At 62.0% G+C, this 16922-nt stretch carries 16 protein-coding genes; 9 read left to right on the top strand and 7 right to left on the bottom strand.

Annotated features, from left to right (window positions below; translation table 11 throughout):
* Positions 1-83 precede the first annotated feature (83 nt).
* Both recO and HMI60_RS03580 read left to right on the top strand, forming a co-directional pair.
* Positions 84-836 (top strand): DNA repair protein RecO, encoded by a 753-nt coding sequence (gene recO, locus HMI60_RS03585; protein ID WP_018777694.1) that lies wholly within the window; start codon positions 84-86, stop codon positions 834-836.
* 2 nt (positions 837-838) lie between these two features.
* Positions 839-1651 (top strand): isoprenyl transferase, encoded by an 813-nt coding sequence (locus HMI60_RS03580; RefSeq protein WP_193590577.1) that lies wholly within the window; start codon positions 839-841, stop codon positions 1649-1651.
* 15 nt (positions 1652-1666) lie between these two features.
* Here HMI60_RS03580 and HMI60_RS03575 read toward each other — a convergent pair whose 3' ends face one another.
* The 3 genes from HMI60_RS03575 to HMI60_RS03565 are packed head-to-tail and all read right to left on the bottom strand — an operon-like array spanning position 1667 to position 5469.
* The gene (locus tag HMI60_RS03575) at positions 1667-2737 is read right to left on the bottom strand and encodes an alpha/beta hydrolase (RefSeq protein WP_055975883.1); all 1071 of its coding nucleotides are present in this window, start codon (positions 2735-2737) and stop codon (positions 1667-1669) included.
* On the bottom strand, positions 2734-3819 hold the full coding sequence (locus HMI60_RS03570) for an alpha/beta hydrolase (RefSeq protein ID WP_110504674.1): 1086 nt from the start codon (positions 3817-3819) through the stop codon (positions 2734-2736). The genes HMI60_RS03575 and HMI60_RS03570 overlap by 4 nt, the downstream gene beginning before the upstream one ends.
* 9 nt (positions 3820-3828) lie before the next feature.
* Positions 3829-5469: an FAD-binding dehydrogenase gene (locus tag HMI60_RS03565; protein ID WP_193590576.1), complete on the bottom strand. Its 1641-nt coding sequence runs from the start codon at positions 5467-5469 to the stop codon at positions 3829-3831.
* 110 nt (positions 5470-5579) lie between these two features.
* Between HMI60_RS03565 and HMI60_RS03560 the strand changes: the two genes are divergently transcribed.
* A complete protein-coding gene (locus HMI60_RS03560) occupies positions 5580-6659 on the top strand; it encodes a quinone-dependent dihydroorotate dehydrogenase (RefSeq protein WP_039241323.1) in 1080 nt (359 codons plus the stop codon).
* A 61-nt stretch (positions 6660-6720) separates the two neighbouring features.
* On the opposite strand, the gene HMI60_RS03555 is transcribed toward HMI60_RS03560, so the two are convergent.
* Positions 6721-7314: a DUF3043 domain-containing protein gene (locus HMI60_RS03555; RefSeq protein ID WP_039241322.1), complete on the bottom strand. Its 594-nt coding sequence runs from the start codon at positions 7312-7314 to the stop codon at positions 6721-6723.
* A 125-nt stretch (positions 7315-7439) separates the two neighbouring features.
* On the opposite strand from HMI60_RS03555, the gene HMI60_RS03550 reads away from it, so the two are divergent.
* The 5 genes from HMI60_RS03550 (at position 7440) to HMI60_RS03530 (ending at position 12607) form a co-directional block, all read left to right on the top strand.
* Entirely contained in the window at positions 7440-8873 is a 1434-nt protein-coding gene (locus tag HMI60_RS03550; RefSeq protein WP_193590575.1) for a dipeptidase, read from the top strand.
* 161 nt (positions 8874-9034) lie between these two features.
* Positions 9035-9424, top strand: coding sequence for an iron-sulfur cluster assembly accessory protein (locus HMI60_RS03545; RefSeq protein WP_018777686.1), 390 nt, complete (start codon positions 9035-9037; stop codon positions 9422-9424).
* Between the two features lie 183 nt (positions 9425-9607).
* A complete protein-coding gene (gene coxB / locus HMI60_RS03540; RefSeq protein WP_018777685.1) occupies positions 9608-10477 on the top strand; it encodes a cytochrome c oxidase subunit II in 870 nt (289 codons plus the stop codon).
* A gap of 10 nt (positions 10478-10487) precedes the next feature.
* Positions 10488-12209 carry a cytochrome c oxidase subunit I gene (gene ctaD, locus HMI60_RS03535; protein WP_018777684.1) on the top strand — a complete coding sequence of 574 codons (1722 nt, stop codon included), beginning with the start codon at positions 10488-10490 and terminating at the stop codon, positions 12207-12209.
* Complete coding sequence (locus HMI60_RS03530) at positions 12206-12607, top strand: cytochrome c oxidase subunit 4 (RefSeq protein ID WP_018777683.1); 402 nt, start codon at positions 12206-12208, stop codon at positions 12605-12607. Before ctaD ends, HMI60_RS03530 begins: the two co-directional genes overlap by 4 nt.
* Before the next feature lie 125 nt (positions 12608-12732).
* On the opposite strand, the gene HMI60_RS03525 is transcribed toward HMI60_RS03530, so the two are convergent.
* Entirely contained in the window at positions 12733-13026 is a 294-nt protein-coding gene (locus tag HMI60_RS03525) for an HPr family phosphocarrier protein (RefSeq protein ID WP_018777682.1), read from the bottom strand.
* 156 nt (positions 13027-13182) lie between these two features.
* On the opposite strand from HMI60_RS03525, the gene HMI60_RS03520 reads away from it, so the two are divergent.
* Entirely contained in the window at positions 13183-13974 is a 792-nt protein-coding gene (locus HMI60_RS03520; protein WP_039241320.1) for a GntR family transcriptional regulator, read from the top strand.
* 180 nt (positions 13975-14154) lie between these two features.
* Here HMI60_RS03520 and HMI60_RS03515 read toward each other — a convergent pair whose 3' ends face one another.
* Entirely contained in the window at positions 14155-15828 is a 1674-nt protein-coding gene (locus HMI60_RS03515; protein WP_018777680.1) for a ubiquinol-cytochrome c reductase cytochrome b subunit, read from the bottom strand.
* The gene (locus HMI60_RS03510) at positions 15806-16876 is read right to left on the bottom strand and encodes a ubiquinol-cytochrome c reductase iron-sulfur subunit (protein ID WP_018777679.1); all 1071 of its coding nucleotides are present in this window, start codon (positions 16874-16876) and stop codon (positions 15806-15808) included. Before HMI60_RS03510 ends, HMI60_RS03515 begins: the two co-directional genes overlap by 23 nt.
* Between the last annotated feature and the right edge of the window lie 46 nt (positions 16877-16922).

Below are 16922 nucleotides of genomic sequence, written 5' to 3'. Positions count from 1 at the left end.
CCCCGGCCGTGTGGTGACAGGAAACTCTGTCACCACACGGTCCGGCAACCGTCCCGGGTCCAGGCATAGTGCGAAGATTAGATGTGGCCAATCCATCGTTTGCAGCCCGGTCCTACCGGGACGATGCCGTGGTTCTCCGTACCCACAAGCTGGGCGAGGCGGATCGCATTATTACCTTGCTGACCAAGCACCATGGGCAGGTCCGTGCCGTGGCAAAAGGGGTCCGCAGGACCAGCAGCCGTTTCGGCGCGAGGCTTGAGCCCTTCATGGTGGCCGACCTTCAGCTGGTATCCGGCCGCACGTTGGACATCGTCACCCAAGCAGTGGCGAAAGGTGCCTACGGAAGCAGCATTGCTGCCGACTACGGCAGATTTACGGTGGCTGCCGCCATGACGGAGACAGCAGAAAAGCTGACCGACGCAGACACGGAATCGGGCACGGCCCAATACAACCTTCTGGTAGGTGCGCTGGCGGCCCTGAGCCGTTCGGACCACCCTCCGGAGTTGATCCTGGATTCCTATCTTCTGCGCGCGTTGGCCACGGGAGGCTGGGCCCCCAGCTTCACGGCCTGTGCACGGTGCGGTAAACCGGGACCCCACACAGCATTTGCTGCTCCGGTGGGCGGAATGGTCTGCGGCGACTGCAGGCCACCCGGATCACCGGCGCCGGCGGCTGAGACCGTGGTACTCCTGGGCGCTTTGTTGACAGGCAACTGGGAGGTCGCGGACGTTTCCGACCCGCGGCACCGCAGGGAAGCCGCCGGGCTGGTGGCGAGTTACCTGCAATGGCATTTGGAACGGGCCTTGAAATCACTCAAACACGTGGAGCGAAGCTGACAGTGGCACTTGGAAAGAAAAGCAAGACAACAGCGGCGGTCGTCGCTCCTTACGGGCATCCATCCGGAGCGGTGCCGCCAGCAATTCCAAGTGAGCTTATCCCGCAGCACGTGGCCATCGTCATGGATGGCAATGGCCGATGGGCGAACCAGCGTGGATTGCCACGGATCGAGGGCCACAAGGCCGGCGAACCTGCCCTCCTTGATGTGATGGCCGGAGCCATCGAACTGGGGATCAAGTACGTCAGCGTCTACGCTTTTTCTACAGAGAACTGGCGCCGTTCGCCCGAGGAAGTCCGCTTCCTCATGGGATTTAACAAGGACGTGTTAAGGCGGCAGCGGAACCAGCTGGACGACTGGGGCGTCCGGATCCGGTGGGCCGGCCGGCGGCCGCGGCTTTGGGGTTCGGTCATCAAGGAACTCGAAGAGGCCGAGGAATACACCAAGGGCAATGACACCTGTACCTTGACCATGTGTGTTAATTACGGCGGGCGGGCCGAGATTGCCGATGCCGTATCGGCCATTGCGCAGGACGTCGCAGCCGGCCGCTTGAAGCCTGGCTCTGTCTCGGAGAAGACCATACAGAGGTATCTGGACGAGCCCGATCTCCCGGACGTGGATCTCTTCCTCCGGAGTTCGGGGGAGCAGCGACTGTCCAACTTCCTGCTCTGGCAGTCCGCCTACGCGGAGTTCGTCTTCATGGACACCCTGTGGCCTGATGTGGACCGGCTCACCTTGTGGGACGCCGTCGAAATCTACGCCAAACGGGACAGGCGCTACGGCGGGGCCGTCGATGCTGCCCCGGCAGCGGAATAGCACACGTGGGCTAAATCAATACGGGTAGGCAGCCAGCCAGACGGCGACATCCCGGTACGCCTGCTGCCGGACAGTGCGACGGGACAGGAAGACGTCGTGGAGCGCACCCGGATACCGGAACACTGCTGTCCGCCGGGCAAGGCCGAGAGCACGCCGGGAGGTCTGTTCGACGTCGATGACGGCGTCTGCGCGCATAAGGTCCGAGGTCCATTCCGCCTGAATCCTGGTGCGACCAGACAGGAGAACCAGGACAGGTGCGTCAATGTTCAGCTTGCGCTCCACTGCCGCGTGCCCCGCCAGTACTGCCTTGGTCCAACCGGCGCGAATGGGGAAGGACGTGCGCGGACGCCAGACCGGGTCCAACATCCATTCGCCGTGTGCCTCATTGCTGACGCTCTCCCAGTACGCCGGCATTTCCGGGAAGCGGAAGGGTCGTTTCGGGTCCGTGCGGGCAAAAGGTTCCACCAGGTGCATGGCGATGCTGCGGACGAGGCTGCTGCCCTGGAGTTCCAGCCAGGGGGAGTTAAGTACGAGGGTGCCGACCTTGCCCGGGTTGCGGTCGGCCCAGAGTGCCGCGATCAGCCCGCCAAGGGAGTGGGCAATCACGTGGATCGTAGGCGGAACAGGGTTGTTGGTCCGTTCTGCCACATCTGCTTCAATCGCCCGGAGGGCCGCGGACAGGTCTTCGTCGTAGACACCGAGATCCGAGGTGTAGCCGGGGGTTTGTCCCGGGAGCAGGCTTCTGCCGAATTTGCGGAGGTCCAGGGCATAGAACATAAAACCAGACGCGGTAAGGTACTCGGCCAGCTCGGTTTGGAGGAAGTAGTCTGCCCACCCGTGGAGGTAGAGCACCGCTCGCGGCGCCCCGCCGGACTCGGGCGGAGTACGGCGCTTTCTTTTTGCGAAGGTCGTCAGGAAGTCGAGGATTCCGTGCGGGGCGGTGTCCCCGGTGGGTGGCGAGTGCCGCACCAAGGTGGCTTTGACCGGGCCCTCTTCGTCAGTCCCCAAGGGTAAATCCAGGCTCTCGTAGTTGTGGCCCAGTACATCCTGCCCCCACTGTGTTCCGGCGTTACCTGTAGCCGTCATGCATCCCCCTTCTGTTGGTGTTCCCTGCTGTGGTGTTCCTGGGCCGGGTGTTCCGGCACGGTGGTTTCCGGCACGCTGCCTTGCGGGCCGCCATAGCGCATGTATCCACTGATCCAGCGGCCCAGCCTCGCATAAGCGTCCTGCCGCACTGCAGGTGCCGAAAGGAAGACATCGTGGAGCCCGCCATCAATGCGTTCCAGGGTGACTGTCCGGCCCAGTGCCATGGCCCGGAGGGCGATAATGCCGACATCCAAGACGGCATCGGAGCGACGCATCGATTCCTGCCACACCATGCCATTGGCGCTGGCCGCAGATGTAAGGACCAAGACCGGCATCTGCAGGTTCAACCCTTGCGATACCAGCGCATGGCCCGCGAAGACGGCGCTGAGCCAGCCTGCCCGGACAGGGAAGGCAAGCGGGGGCCGGTACTTCTCGTCCAGCGCCCATTCACCCTCGGCGCTGCTGCTGATGCTCCGGAAGTAGAAGCCTCTCTCCGGCAGCCTCAGTATGGTTTCAGGACGAAGTTTGGCCAAGGGAGCCAGCACAGTGTGGACGGCACGACGAACCAACGAATGACCGTGCATTTCCAGCCATGGACTGTCGAGGACCAGGAACTGAAGTTCGTCCTGGTGCCGGCTTGCCCACAGCGCTGCAATCAATCCGCCGGTTGAGTGTCCCATCAAGGTCAGACTGCCCGGAGGGACGCCGGCACGGTCAGCACGGATGAGTTCCAGGGCTCCGTCGATTTCGGCGTCGTAGTAGGCCAAGTCAGCCACGTAGCCACCCGGGCTGTCCGATCGAAGACTTCGTCCGTGGTTGTGCATGTCAAGGGCATAGAAGTCGTAACCCTGGCCCGCCCAGAACCGGGCCAACTCCGTATTGAAGAAGTAGTCGCTCCAACCGTGCAGGAACAGGACGGCACCATAGGGGGCGTTTCCAGCCCCCGGACCTTCGTGCGGCCGGGCAGGCAGTTCCGCCCTGTGACGGATCAGAGTGGCGCGGCGGACGACGCCGTCAGGCCCTGCCGCCTCAAAACTGCAGGATTGAAAGTCCTTTCCCAGGATGTCAGGGGTCCACTCCATGGCCCTAGCTTAGACACTGGCGGCGGCTTCCCGCCCCGCGGCCCTCCCGCTGAAGAGACAGCCGCCGAGGAAGGTGCCTTCCAGGGCACGGTACCCGTGGATGCCGCCTCCGCCGAACCCCGCCGCCTCGCCGGCAGCGTAGAGGCCCGCTATGGCATGACCGTCATCGTTGAGCACCCTGGACTTCAGATCCGTCTGGAGGCCGCCAAGGCTCTTTCTGGTGAGGACGGACAGGCGGATGGCTATCAAGGGGCCGTGAGTCGGGTCCGTCAGACGGTGCGGGGGCGCGACGCGCATCAATTTATCCGTGGCAAATCGCCGTGCAGCCCTGATTGCCGCGAGTTGGGGGTCCTTTCCCAAGCCGCTGGACACTTGGCGGTCACGTGCTTGGACCAGGGCCTCAAGGGACCCGGCATTGATCAGCTGGTTGCCGGTTAGTTTGTTCATCCCTGCAGCGAGTTCCCGCACCGAGGCGGCCTGGATGAAGTCTTCGCCCTTGTCCAGGAAACGCTGGATGGGGGAGTCGGCGCCGGGTTTCAGGCGTGAAGCCAACAGACGGACATCCTTGCCTGTCAGATCCGGGTTCTGTTCCGATCCGGACAGGGCAAGCTCCTTGAGCGCGATGGTCCGATTAAGGACAAACCAGGAATACCCGTGGTTGGTCGCGACAATGTGGCGCAAAGCGCCCAGCGAATCGAAGCCGGGAAACAGCGGGGCGGGCAGCTGGGCTCCGGTGGCGTCCAGCCACAGGGACGACGGGCCCGGAAGGATGCGGATGCCGTGCTGTGGCCAGACGGGATCATAATTGCGGATTCCCTCCGGGTAGTGCCACATCCTGTCACCGTTGATCAACGAGCCACCCGCTGTCGCTACCGCCGGAAGGAACCCGCCGTCCACTGACGCGGGCACACCGCTGAGCATCTCCGCAGGCGCCTTTCCCCCCGGCCATTGCCGCCTGACAACCTCATGGTTGCCGCCGATCCCTCCGGTGGTCACCACCACCGCCCCCGCATTCACTTCGAAGTCTCCGACGGTGACCCGGGACGATGCCTGACCCCGCACCGCCGTCGACTGTTCCAGGACCTGGCCGGCCACGCCGGTGACCTTTCCCGCCGTCGTCGTCAGGGCTGCGGCGCGGTGCCTGAAGCACATCCGCACCTTTCCCGCGGCCACACCCTCCTGCACTTTGGCCAGGAAGGGTTGGACGAGCGCCGGACCTGTTCCCCACGTGACGTGGAAGCGGGGCACCGTATTGCCATGACCCTGTGGTCCGTAGCCTCCCCGCTCCGCCCACTGGACCAATGGAAAGATGCCGACGCCCAGGCTCCTGAGCCAACTCCTCTTCTCGCCGGCTGCGAAGTTGACATAGGCCTCGGCCCAGGCCCGCGCCTGCGTATCGGCGGGCCGGTCGAAAGCGGCGGAGGCGAACCAGTCAGACAACGCGAGCTCGGTACTGTCCTTGACGCCGAGCCTGCGCTGTTCCGGGGTGTCGACCATGAAGAGGCCGCCGAAGGACCAGTGGGCCTGACCGCCGAGCGAGGCTTCCGGCTCTTGGTCCAGCACGATGACGCTCTTTCCGGCGGCATACGCTGTGGCAGCGGCCACGAGCCCCGACAGGCCGGCGCCGACTACTGCGATGTCGGCAGTCATTGGCTGATGTTCATGATGTGCGTCACTATCTACCGGCGGCATGCGTACATGCTAGCGGCTTCCATGGTCACGGGTTTGGCGAGTTGTCCCGGAACGGCAAAACTAGGATCATGCGTGTTTACCCCACATTCTTCAAGTTGGCCTTTTCCTGGATGGATGCCGAGAAGGCCCACAAGATCGGTTTCCAGGGAATCCGGCTTGCCCACCGTTCGGGCGCCGGTCGGATCCTGGCAAAGCTGACTGCGCCTGATGCCTCCTTGAGGACGGAGGCGTTGGGCCTCACTTTTCCGTCGCCGTTCGGTTTGGCCGCCGGCTTCGACAAGGAAGGCCACGGCATTGAGGCCCTGTCCGAGCTCGGTTTCGGCCATGTGGAAGTTGGCACCATCACCGGTCAAGCTCAGCCGGGCAACGAGAAGCCCCGGCTGTTCCGCCTGATCGAGGACCGCGCTGTTATCAACCGCATGGGATTCAACAACGACGGCGCCGCGGCAGTTGCGCCGCGGCTTAAGTCGGCACGGGCTGCTTTGCAAAGGCAGTACCGTGACACACGGCCAATCATCGGGGTCAACATCGGCAAGACCAAGGTAGTGGAGCTGGAGGACGCCACTGAGGACTACCTGGTGAGTGCAAGGACCCTGGCTCCGGCGGCGGATTATCTGGTGGTCAATGTCAGCTCACCGAACACGCCTGGCCTCCGTCTGTTGCAGAACGTCGAAACCCTCCGCCCGCTCCTGAGGGCCGTCGGCGACGCCGCCGATGAGTCCGCGGGGCGGCATGTGCCGCTGCTCGTCAAGATTGCTCCGGACCTGTCCGATGAAGACATTGACGATGTCGCCCGCCTGGCGCTGGACCTTAAGCTTGATGGCATCATTGCCACCAACACCACGATTTCCAGGGGCGGCCTCATGTCTGATCCCGCAAAGGTTGATGCCCTCGGTGCCGGTGGATTGTCCGGGGCGCCCCTCAAGCAGCGCTCCCTGGAGGTTCTGCGCCGCCTCAAGGAAGCGGTCGGCGATCAGCTCGTTCTCATCGCTGTTGGTGGCGTAGAGACACCCCGCGATGTGCAGGACCGGCTGGATGCCGGAGCAACCTTGGTGCAGGGATACACGGCCTTCCTCTATGAAGGTCCGTTCTGGGTTTCCCGCATCAACAAGGGCCTGGTAAAGCTCCGCAAGCGGTCATCCCGCTAAAGCGCAAAAGCAGGAGACCCCGGACCAATGGTCCGGGGTCTCCTTTTGAATGGTGTGGCTACTAGGCCGGGTACTGCCCGCGCTTCACCTGTGGCTTGGGCAGGCGAAGCTTGCGGAACTGGAGCGCACGCATGCAGCCGTACCAAACGGATCCGCGCTCAACCTCGCCGAATTTTGCTGTCAGCTGTTTGCGGAGCTTGCGCGACAGGATGAACACGTCAACGAAGACTGCGAGGAACATGATCCAGAAGCCGACAAGGACGTAGCTGATGCCGGCGCTGGTGGGCGGAATGATCAGCGAGATCACGACGAACAGCAAAGCTCCGAACATGAGGTATTCGCCCAGGCTGAAACGGGCATCGACGTAGTCGCGCACGTACCGCTTCTGGGGTCCCTTGTCCCGTAGGGGGAGGAACTTCTCGTCACCGGTGTCCAGGGCCTGGCGCATTTTCTGGCGCTGGTCCTGAATTGCCACCCTTTCCGCAGCCTTCGAGGCCTTGCGGTCGGTGGGCACCAGGGGGCGTTTCCGGGCTGCTTCCTGGGCCTTCCGCTTGGGCGTAGGGGTGCCCTTACCGGCACCCGGTCCCGGGGCGGTGGCGTAGGCCTGGTCTACTACTGACTGAGCGCTGGGCTCTTCCTTTTTACGTCCGAACACCCATACAGAATACCCTCGGCGAGGTGGCGCACGTTACCTCGTGGGAGGTTGGCCGGGGTTATGGGTCCGGTCAGCCCGGCCTTGCATCCCGCGGGGGCTTGTTACCCGGAGGTAAAGTGTGGGCCATGACTTCAGCGCATGCGGAGAACCCGCAGAACAAGCAACAGCACTCCGGCGACATCCCGGTCGAGGAACTGGAGAAGGCGGTCAACGAGGCCTTCAACTCCACCATGGATTCCCTGAAGAACCTGGTGTCCATTCCCGGCATTGCATGGCTCAGCTTCGACCCCAATGAACTCGATCGAAGTGCCGAGGCCGTATCTTCCCTGGTACAGGCCGCCGGCATGCCGGACGTCCGTATCCTGAGGTGCAACAAAGCCGACGGTACCCCCGGCGGCCCTGCCGTCGTCGCCCGTCGACCCGCCGCGGACGGCAAGCCCACCATCCTTCTGTACGCCCACCACGACGTACAGCCGCCGGGTAACCGGGATCTGTGGACCTCTGAGCCCTTTATGGCGGAAGAACGGGACGGCCGTCTGTACGGGCGCGGTGCGGCCGATGACAAAGCAGGCATCATGGCCCACCTGGCTGCTTACAGCGCCGTCAGCGAAGTTCTTGGCGAAAAGTTCGGCCTCGGCGTGACCTTCTTCTTCGAGGGCGAGGAAGAGGCGGGCTCGCCCACTTTCCGCACCTTCCTTGAGGAACACCAGGAGCTGCTCCGTTCGGACGTCATCGTGGTGGCCGATTCGAGCAACTGGAAAGTGGGTGTTCCGGCCCTGACTACCAGCCTCCGTGGCTTGGTGGACGGCACGTTCGAAGTCCGCGTCCTGGACCACGCCGTCCACTCAGGGATGTTCGGTGGGCCGGTTCTGGACGCTCCTACGCTTCTGTCACGCCTGATCGCCACACTCCACGACGACGACGGCAACGTGGCAGTCGCCGGGCTGGTGGGGCGTGATGACGTGGTGGTCGACCTCACCGAAGAGGACTACCGCGCCGACGCGTCAGTGCTCGACGGCGTGCGGCTCGCCGGGAGCGGGACCATCGGTTCGCGCCTCTGGACCAAGCCGGCGTTGTCCATCATCGGCATGGATGTACCGGCCGTCGACGTGGCCTCCAACACCTTGATTCCCGCAGCACGTGCCAAATTCAGCATGCGCCTGGCCCCTGGCCAGGACCCCGAAGCTGCCATGGACGCTTTGAAGAACCACGTTGAGTCGAGGGCGCCATTCGGAGCCAAGGTGACATTTACGCCGGGGGAGCGCGGGAACGCCTTCAGCACCGACACGACCTCATCTGCCGCCCGTGTCGCTTTGTGGGCCTTGGAACAGTCCTGGGGCGTGCAGCCGGTGGAAATGGGAATCGGCGGGTCCATTCCCTTCATTGCCGACCTCCTGGAAATGTATCCGGACGTCCAGATCCTGGTGACAGGGGTGGAAGATCCCGATTCCCGCGCGCATAGCGCCAACGAATCCCTCCACATCGGCGACTTCCGCCACGCAGTGTTGGCTGAAGCGTTGATGCTTGCACGTCTGAATGCCGAGGGGCTGGGGGCTTAGTCCCTGTTTAGCCGGGAACAAGGAAATGCTGTCAGTGGTTACGTCTGGAGTTATAGCAAAGCGTCTGCGCGACGTAGCATTAGCTATAACCCGTATGTAATTGGGTAAGGGCAGGCAGCGTCCCGGCGCCGCCTCCAGAAGCTTCATAAGAAGGTAGGCCAATGAGCACTGCAACCAACGAAAACAGCACCGGAACACAGGTCGTCACCAGTGACGAACTGCCCACGCACGAGGTCAATCTGACCGACGTCGCAGCAGGCAAGGTCCGCAGCCTCCTCGAACAGGAAGGGCGCACCGATCTTCGGCTGCGCGTTGCAGTCCAGCCTGGCGGATGCTCCGGCTTGATCTACCAGCTCTACTTTGACGAGCGCATGCTCGACGGAGACGCTGTGCGTGACTACGACGGTGTCGAGGTCATCGTGGACAAGATGAGTGTCCCTTACCTCAGCGGTGCAAGCATCGACTTTGAAGACACCATTTCGAAGCAGGGCTTCACCATTGACAACCCGAACGCCGGCGGGTCTTGCGCCTGCGGTGATTCGTTCCACTGATGTGAGCCATCGCCGCATGTCGGCGCCCCTCCGGGCCGCTTCAAAAGCGTTCGGAGCCACGGCGCTGACATGTGCGCGAAAACCGCCTGATAGCGGTAAGCTCTACATCGGGTAGTAAAACTTTTAGTGTGCCCGGTGAGCCTTCGGCCTGCCGGGAGACAGCAACAAGAGGAAGGGCCGTCTGTGAGTTCGCAGAACCGAACCGGCAGCCGACGCATAAAGATCACCTCGATCACTGGCTTGGCACTCGCCGGCGCGTTGGTTTTGACCGGATGTTCACCAGAGGTAGAGAAGGGTTGGCTGCCTACAGAGCGCGGCACGACCAACCACACTGACCGGATCATGGACCTCTGGGTCAACTCATGGATCGCCGCCTTGGCAGTCGGTATCATCACGTGGGGCCTCCTGGTCTGGTGCATCATTGCTTACCGTCGCCGTAAGGGCACCACGGGATTCCCCAAGCAGCTCAGCTATAACCTGCCGCTCGAGGTCTTCTACTTGACCATCCCGCTGTTCATGGTGCTGGTGTTCTTCTACTTCACCGACCAGGACCAGCGCGCGATCGACGATCGTTCACAGCCTGCAGATGTCGTTGTTGATGTCCGCGGAAAGCAGTGGGCCTGGGACTTCAACTACAAGCAGGGCCAGGTCATCTCCGAGGACCTCCACGAAGCCGGCGTTCAGGCTCACCTGACGGGCGCCGAAGTGGACAAGGAACTGCTCCCCACCCTGTACTTGCCGGTTGGCAAGTCCGTGGACCTGGAGCTGAACTCCCGCGATGTCATTCACTCCTTCTGGGTTCCCGCCTTCCTTCAGAAGCGCGACATGATCCCCGGCAAGACGAACTACATCCGGTTCACTCCCACCAAGGAGGGCACCTTCGATGGAAAGTGCGCCGAACTCTGCGGTGAATATCACTCCGAAATGCTCTTCCGCGTCAAGGTTGTCTCCGAGTCTGAGTTCAAGGCCCACATGGACAAGCTCCGCCAGGATGGCAACACGGGCCTGCTCGGTGCGGAATACGACCGCAATCCGAACCTGAACGAAAAGTAAGGGGAGCGACGTGGCTACTTACACTCAATCCGCCGGGACCCTTGAGGCTCCCGTAGTTCCTAAATCCAAGGGACGCATTGTCGTCAACTGGATCACCTCCACGGACCACAAGACCATCGGGTACATGTACCTCATTGCGTCGTTCGTGTTCTTCTGCCTCGGTGGCGTCATGGCGCTCCTGATCCGTGCAGAACTGTTCGAGCCGGGCATGCAGATCCTGCAGACCAAAGAGCAGTACAACCAGATGTTCACGATGCACGGCACCGTGATGCTGCTGATGTTCGCAACCCCGCTGTTCGCCGGCTTCGCCAACGTCATCATGCCGTTGCAGATTGGTGCCCCGGACGTTGCGTTCCCGCGTCTGAACGCCCTGGCGTTCTGGTTCTTCCTCTTCGGCTCCACCATCGCCGTATCCGGCTTCATCACCCCGCAGGGTGCTGCCAGCTTCGGTTGGTTCGCTTACGCACCGTTGTCGAATACGACATTCAGTCCGGGTGTCGGTGGTGACCTGTGGGTCTTCGGGCTCGCGCTCTCCGGTTTCGGAACCATCCTTGGTGCCGTCAACTTCATCACCACCATCATCTGCATGCGCGCTCCGGGCATGACCATGTGGCGTATGCCGATCTTCACCTGGAACACCCTGGTGACGGCAATCCTCGTCCTCATGGCCTTCCCGCCGCTTGCAGCTGCACTCTTCGCCCTTGGCGCTGACCGCCGCTTTGGTGCCCACATCTTCGATCCCGAAAACGGCGGTGCCGTCCTCTGGCAGCACCTGTTCTGGTTCTTCGGCCACCCCGAGGTGTACATCATCGCCCTGCCGTTCTTCGGTATCGTTTCCGAGATCTTCCCGGTCTTCAGCCGGAAGCCGATTTTCGGTTACAAGGGCCTTGTCTACGCAACCATCGCCATTGCAGCTCTGTCCGTGACCGTGTGGGCCCACCACATGTACGTGACCGGTTCCGTCCTGCTTCCGTTCTTCGCTTTCATGACGATGCTGATCGCAGTACCGACGGGCGTGAAGTTCTTCAACTGGATCGGCACCTTGTGGCAAGGATCCATCACGTTCGAGACGCCTATGCTCTGGAGCATCGGCTTCCTGGTGACGTTCCTCTTCGGTGGCCTGACCGGCATCATCCTGGCATCGCCGCCGCTGGACTTCCACGTTTCCGACTCCTACTTCGTGGTCGCCCACTTCCACTACGTGGTCTTCGGTACCGTCGTGTTCGCCATGTTCGCCGGCTTCTATTTCTGGTGGCCCAAGTGGACCGGCAAGATGCTGAACGAACGTCTCGGGAAGATCCACTTCTGGCTGCTGTTCCTCGGCTTCCACGGCACGTTCCTGATCCAGCACTGGCTGGGTGTTGAAGGTATGCCGCGTCGCTACGCCGACTACATGCCGCAGGACAACTTCACGTGGATGAACCAGTTCTCCACTATTTCCTCCTTCGTCCTGGGCGCTTCGCTGCTGCCGTTCTTCTGGAACGTCTACATCACGTGGCGCAGCAACAAGAAGGTTGAAGTAGATGACCCGTGGGGCTTTGGTGCTTCGCTGGAATGGGCAACCTCGTGCCCGCCGCCGCGCCACAACTTCACTTCCTTGCCCCGTATTCGCTCCGAACGCCCGGCCCTGGATCTCCACCACCCGGAGTTGGCCCAGGTGCACACCGCCGAGGCTCCGTCACCCGCAGCAGCAGTTCTGGGTAACGCCGACCAGAGGGACGTCAGCAAATGAAAATTGAATCGTGGCTCTTCGGAGCCGGAGTCTTCTTCTTCGTACCCGTAGCGATTGCGTACGGCTTCCTGACCGAATGGTCCGAGTGGGTTGGCGTGCTCGGCATCCTGCTCGTAGGTGGCCTCGCAGGCATGATCGGTGCTTACCTTGGCTTCACAGGCAAGCGCATCGGAATGCGCCCGGAGGACCGTCCTGACGCAGAGATCCACGAGGGTGCGGGGGAGCAGGGTCACTTCAGCCCCTGGAGCTGGTGGCCCCTGGTTCTTGGCCTCTCGTGTGCAGGTGGATTCCTCGGCTTGGCCGTAGGTTTCTGGGTAACCTACGTGGCCGGTGGCCTGGCCATCGTTGCCTTGATCGGCTGGGTCTTCGAATACAGCCGCGGCGACCACGCCCACTAGCAGTTCCAGAACGGCAATAAGGATGGGCCCTACCGAAAGGTGGGGCCCATCCTTATTTGTGTATTCAGGGTTCTTTTCCGCGTGCGGCATCCCCGTGTGATGGGTGGTCCGCGCGCAACGTAGCCTCAGCGGGCCTCAGGAGCCTCCAGGACGGAGGAAAGAGCAGCAAGGGCATTCCGTGCCGTCCAGAGAGTCTGAGAGTCCGTGAGCGCATCGGGGGCGACCTCAAGAAGAACTTCACATCCGTGGCCGAAGTCCTCTGTCATGACCTCGAGCAGAGATCGGGCGTCGACTGGCTTGCCGTCTGTCTTCCGGATTGTCACGGGCAGTCCTGTCTCCGTGACGGCACGGACAAAGACTGCTGCCGCGCGGGCATGAAGGCCGATCTCAGCGGCGACTAAGGCTTTCTGCTGCGGCAAGCCAGCTCCTTTGCTACGGCGGTTTACTCCGCCAGGAAATGATCCATACAAGAGTAGCCGCCATCCCGTGAAGCCCACCAGTTCAATGCCCGCTGGTCTAGACCTGTGGCTGTCTGTCTTATCCTTGAAACATGACTCAATTGCTGGATTTCTGCTGTGGCTGACGCAGCCGGCATTGCTGGCGAGATTGACCGTTCCAGCAGCACGCCCATCTATATTCAATTGCGTGAAATCCTTCGTACCTTCATTGGGCAGTCGTGTCCGCCGGGTTCGGCCCTTCCTTCCGAACGGGATCTCTCGGAGCGCTTTGGCCTTGCACGCATGACTGTTCGACAGGCAATCGATGCGCTGGTCGGCGAAGAAGTCATAGAGCGCGTCGTAGGCTTGGGAACTTTCGTGAGGAAGCCCAAGCTGGACCTTCAGGTGAAGCTGACCTCCTACAGTGAGGAAATGCAGCGGCGCGGCATGGTCCCGGCCGCCAAGGTTCTGAGTTTTGAACAGATTGGAGCCAGTGCGTTTCTGGCGCGGGAACTGCAGCTCGACGAGGGAACGCCCCTGGTTCGGTTCCGGCGGCTTCTCCTGGCCGATAACGAGCCCATGAGCGTGGACGAGAACTTTATTCCGGCACACCGCGTTCCAGGACTTCTCGATGAGGCCCCGCCAACGTCGCTGTACAACGTTCTGAGCGAACGGTATGGCCTGGTCATGGAGTGGGGCGAGGACATGATCGAGGCAACGGCTGCGTCACCGTCCACTGCAAGGTTGCTGAACGTGGACGTCGGATCGCCGCTGCTGAAGATCCAGCGCCATGCCTTCGTTGCGCGCGCAATGGTGGACTATTCCGTCTCCTACTACCGTGCGGACAGGTACAAGCTGTGGGTTCCCTTGCAGCGGCCCGGAGTGCGTCCTACGCGCAACTATGCATCGGGATACCGGACCACTCAGTAGAGCTTGCCCGGCGCGCCGTCGGGTGGCTGTCGGGTGGGCCTCGGGTGGCTGTCGGGTGGGCCTCCGCACCATCGGTGTGGGACTGGACATCCGACCCCTTCCAGCGTTCTTTGAGATCCAACAACAGAAGGGGCACAGTCCGCATGGACTGTGCCCCTTCTGTTGTCGAGGTCCGGGCCGTTAGTGGCTCAGGCTCTTTTGCTCGTCGGCCGCTTCGATGGCCTCGTGGTGGCCATGTGCGTGCGCGGCTTCAAGTTCCGCAGGCGTTGCCGGAGCAACGCGGTCTTCGAAGAACCAGCGGGAAAGCGCTGCACGGCGCTTTTCCTTGCGGGTTACTACGCCATGCTCGTTCGGCTGCGCCGGCAGGGGAGCCGGTGATTCGAAGCCTACGAGCTTGTAGCGCTTGTACTCGTCCAGGGGTGCGTGGACTTCGATGAACTCGCCGTGCGGGAGCCGAACGATACGTCCGGTTTCGCGACCGTGGAGTGCAATTTCGCGGTCCTTGCGCTGGAGAGCCAGGGCAATTCGCTTGGTGACGATGAAGGCGATGATCGGGCCGATGAAGAACAGCGTCCGCAACCAGTACGTCACGTCATTCAGTGACACGTGGAAGTGAGTGGCAATGAGGTCCGAGCCGGCCGCGGCCCACATAACGCAGTACCAAGTGAAACCGGCCACGCCGATCGCAGTGCGGGTGGGTGCATTGCGGGGGCGGTCCAGAACGTGGTGTTCACGGTTGTCCTTGGTGACCCAGCGTTCGATCCATGGGTACATGAACAGAACGGTGAAGATGATTCCCGCAGGAACCAGGGCCGGAAGAAGCACGTTCAGCGTGAGCGTGTGTCCAAAGACGATCCACTCGAAGTGGAAGTTGTTGATGACACCCGGCATAAGGCGAAGGGCGCCGTCGACGAATCCGATGTACCAGTCAGGCTGGGTGCCGGCCGAGACAGGGGAGGGGTCGTAAGGCCCGTAGTTCCAGATCGGGTTGATGGTGAACGCAGCCGCCATGAGCGCCAGAACACCGAACACGATGAAGAAGAAGCCACCGGCCTTGGCCGCGTAAACCGGGCCGAGGGGGTAACCGACGACGTTGCCGTCGTTGCGGCCCGGGCCAGGGTACTGCGTGTGCTTGTGGACAACCACCATGAAGAGGTGGATCACGATCATCAGCAGGATGAGGGCGGGCACCAGGAGGATGTGAAGCACATACAGGCGGCCGATGATGGCCGTACCCGGGAACTCCCCACCGAAGAGGAAGAAGGAGATGTACGTTCCGATGACCGGAATCGACTTGATCACGCCGTCGATGATGCGCAGGCCGTTACCGGACAGCAGGTCATCGGGGAGGGAGTAACCGGTGAAGCCGGCAGCCATGGCGAGGATCAGCAGGACGCCGCCTACAACCCAGTTCATTTCGCGGGGCTTGCGGAAAGCGCCCGTGAAGAAGACACGCAGCATGTGAACGCCGAGGGATGCCACGAACAGCAGTGCTGCCCAGTGGTGTACTTGGCGCATGAAGAGACCGCCACGGACATCAAACGAGATGTTCAGCGACGAGTTGTAGGCAACAGACATTTCGACGTTGTACAACGGCGTGTAGGAACCCTGGTAGTGGGTTTCTGCCATGGACGGATCGAAGAAGAAGGTCAGGAAGGTACCCGACATCAGCAGGATGACGAAGGAATACAGCGCCACCTCACCGAACATGAACGACCAGTGGTCAGGGAAGACCTTCCGGCCGAACTCGCGCAAGATGCCGGAGCCGCCAACACGCTCGTCTACAAAGTTGGTGAAACTACCAACCTTGGTCTTCGGAACGAAGGGGGCTTCAGCTGTTGATGAGGCGCTCATGCTCGTCACGCTCCCAGTAACTCGGTCCTACAGGTTCTCTGAAGTCGCTGGTAGCGACGAGGTAGCCCTCTGCATCAACCGCGATAGGCAGCTGGGGAAGCGGACGGCTGGCCGGCCCGAAGATGACCTTGCATTCCTGCGTGAGGTCAAAGGTGGACTGGTGGCACGGGCACAGAAGGTGGTGCGTCTGCTGCTCGTAAAGAGCGACAGGGCATCCGACGTGCGTGCAGATCTTGGAGTAAGCAACGATTCCGTTGTAGCTCCAGCTCTCGCGTCCCTCGGAAGGATTCAGCGAGTTCGGGTCCAGACGCATCAAGAGGACAACGGCCTTGGCCTTCTCGTTCAACTTGCCCTCGTGGAGCTCGTTGAGGCCCTCGGGGATAACGTGGAAGGCCGAGCCGATGGTGACATCCGAGGCCTTGATGGGTGTGCCATCGGGGTCGCGGGTCAGGCGCTTGAGCTTGCCGCCCTCCGGAGCCCACATGGTGTGCGCCAGAGCCTTGTCAGGACGTGGACCCAAGTCGCCAAAGATGGCAAGAGCGGGCAGGGGAGCCAAAGCGACAGCACCAAGAAGGGTGTTGCGGATCAGCGGGCGGCGCTTGATGCCGGTCTCCTCGACGATGTCGTCGACGATGCGCACAGCTGCCTGGCGGTCCTCTTCGGTACGGATAGCGTGGCGCTCTTCAGAGACTTCGTGATCGGGCATCAGGGCCTTGGCCCAGTGCACGATGCCGGTGCCGATACCGAGCATCGCGAAGGCCGTGCCGAGGCCCAGAAGAAGGTTCTGGGTGCGGATGGTTGCAATGGTGGTGTCGTCGCCAAGGTCAATGGCGAAGTACGCCACCAGGAAGACCAGCGTTCCGATGACGGAGGTGCCAAACAGAATGGCTACCTGACGCTCGGCGCGCTTTGCGGCTACCGGGTCCGTGTCAGCCAGGCGCAAACGATGCGGAGGGAGTCCAGGATCCTGGAACTTCTCCACCTCATTCTGACCAGCCGTAGCTACGGTGCCCGAGTGGTTCGGACTGCCGTCACTATGGTTGCCCATAATTCGCCTCATCCTTCTCTCGTTGTCTCGGCCGGGGCCGAGTTAT

Source organism: Paenarthrobacter sp. YJN-D (genome assembly GCF_015040335.1).
In the GTDB taxonomy this organism is placed as follows: Bacteria; Actinomycetota; Actinomycetes; order Actinomycetales; family Micrococcaceae; genus Arthrobacter; species Arthrobacter nicotinovorans.
This window is presented reverse-complemented; position numbering and strand designations above follow the sequence as displayed.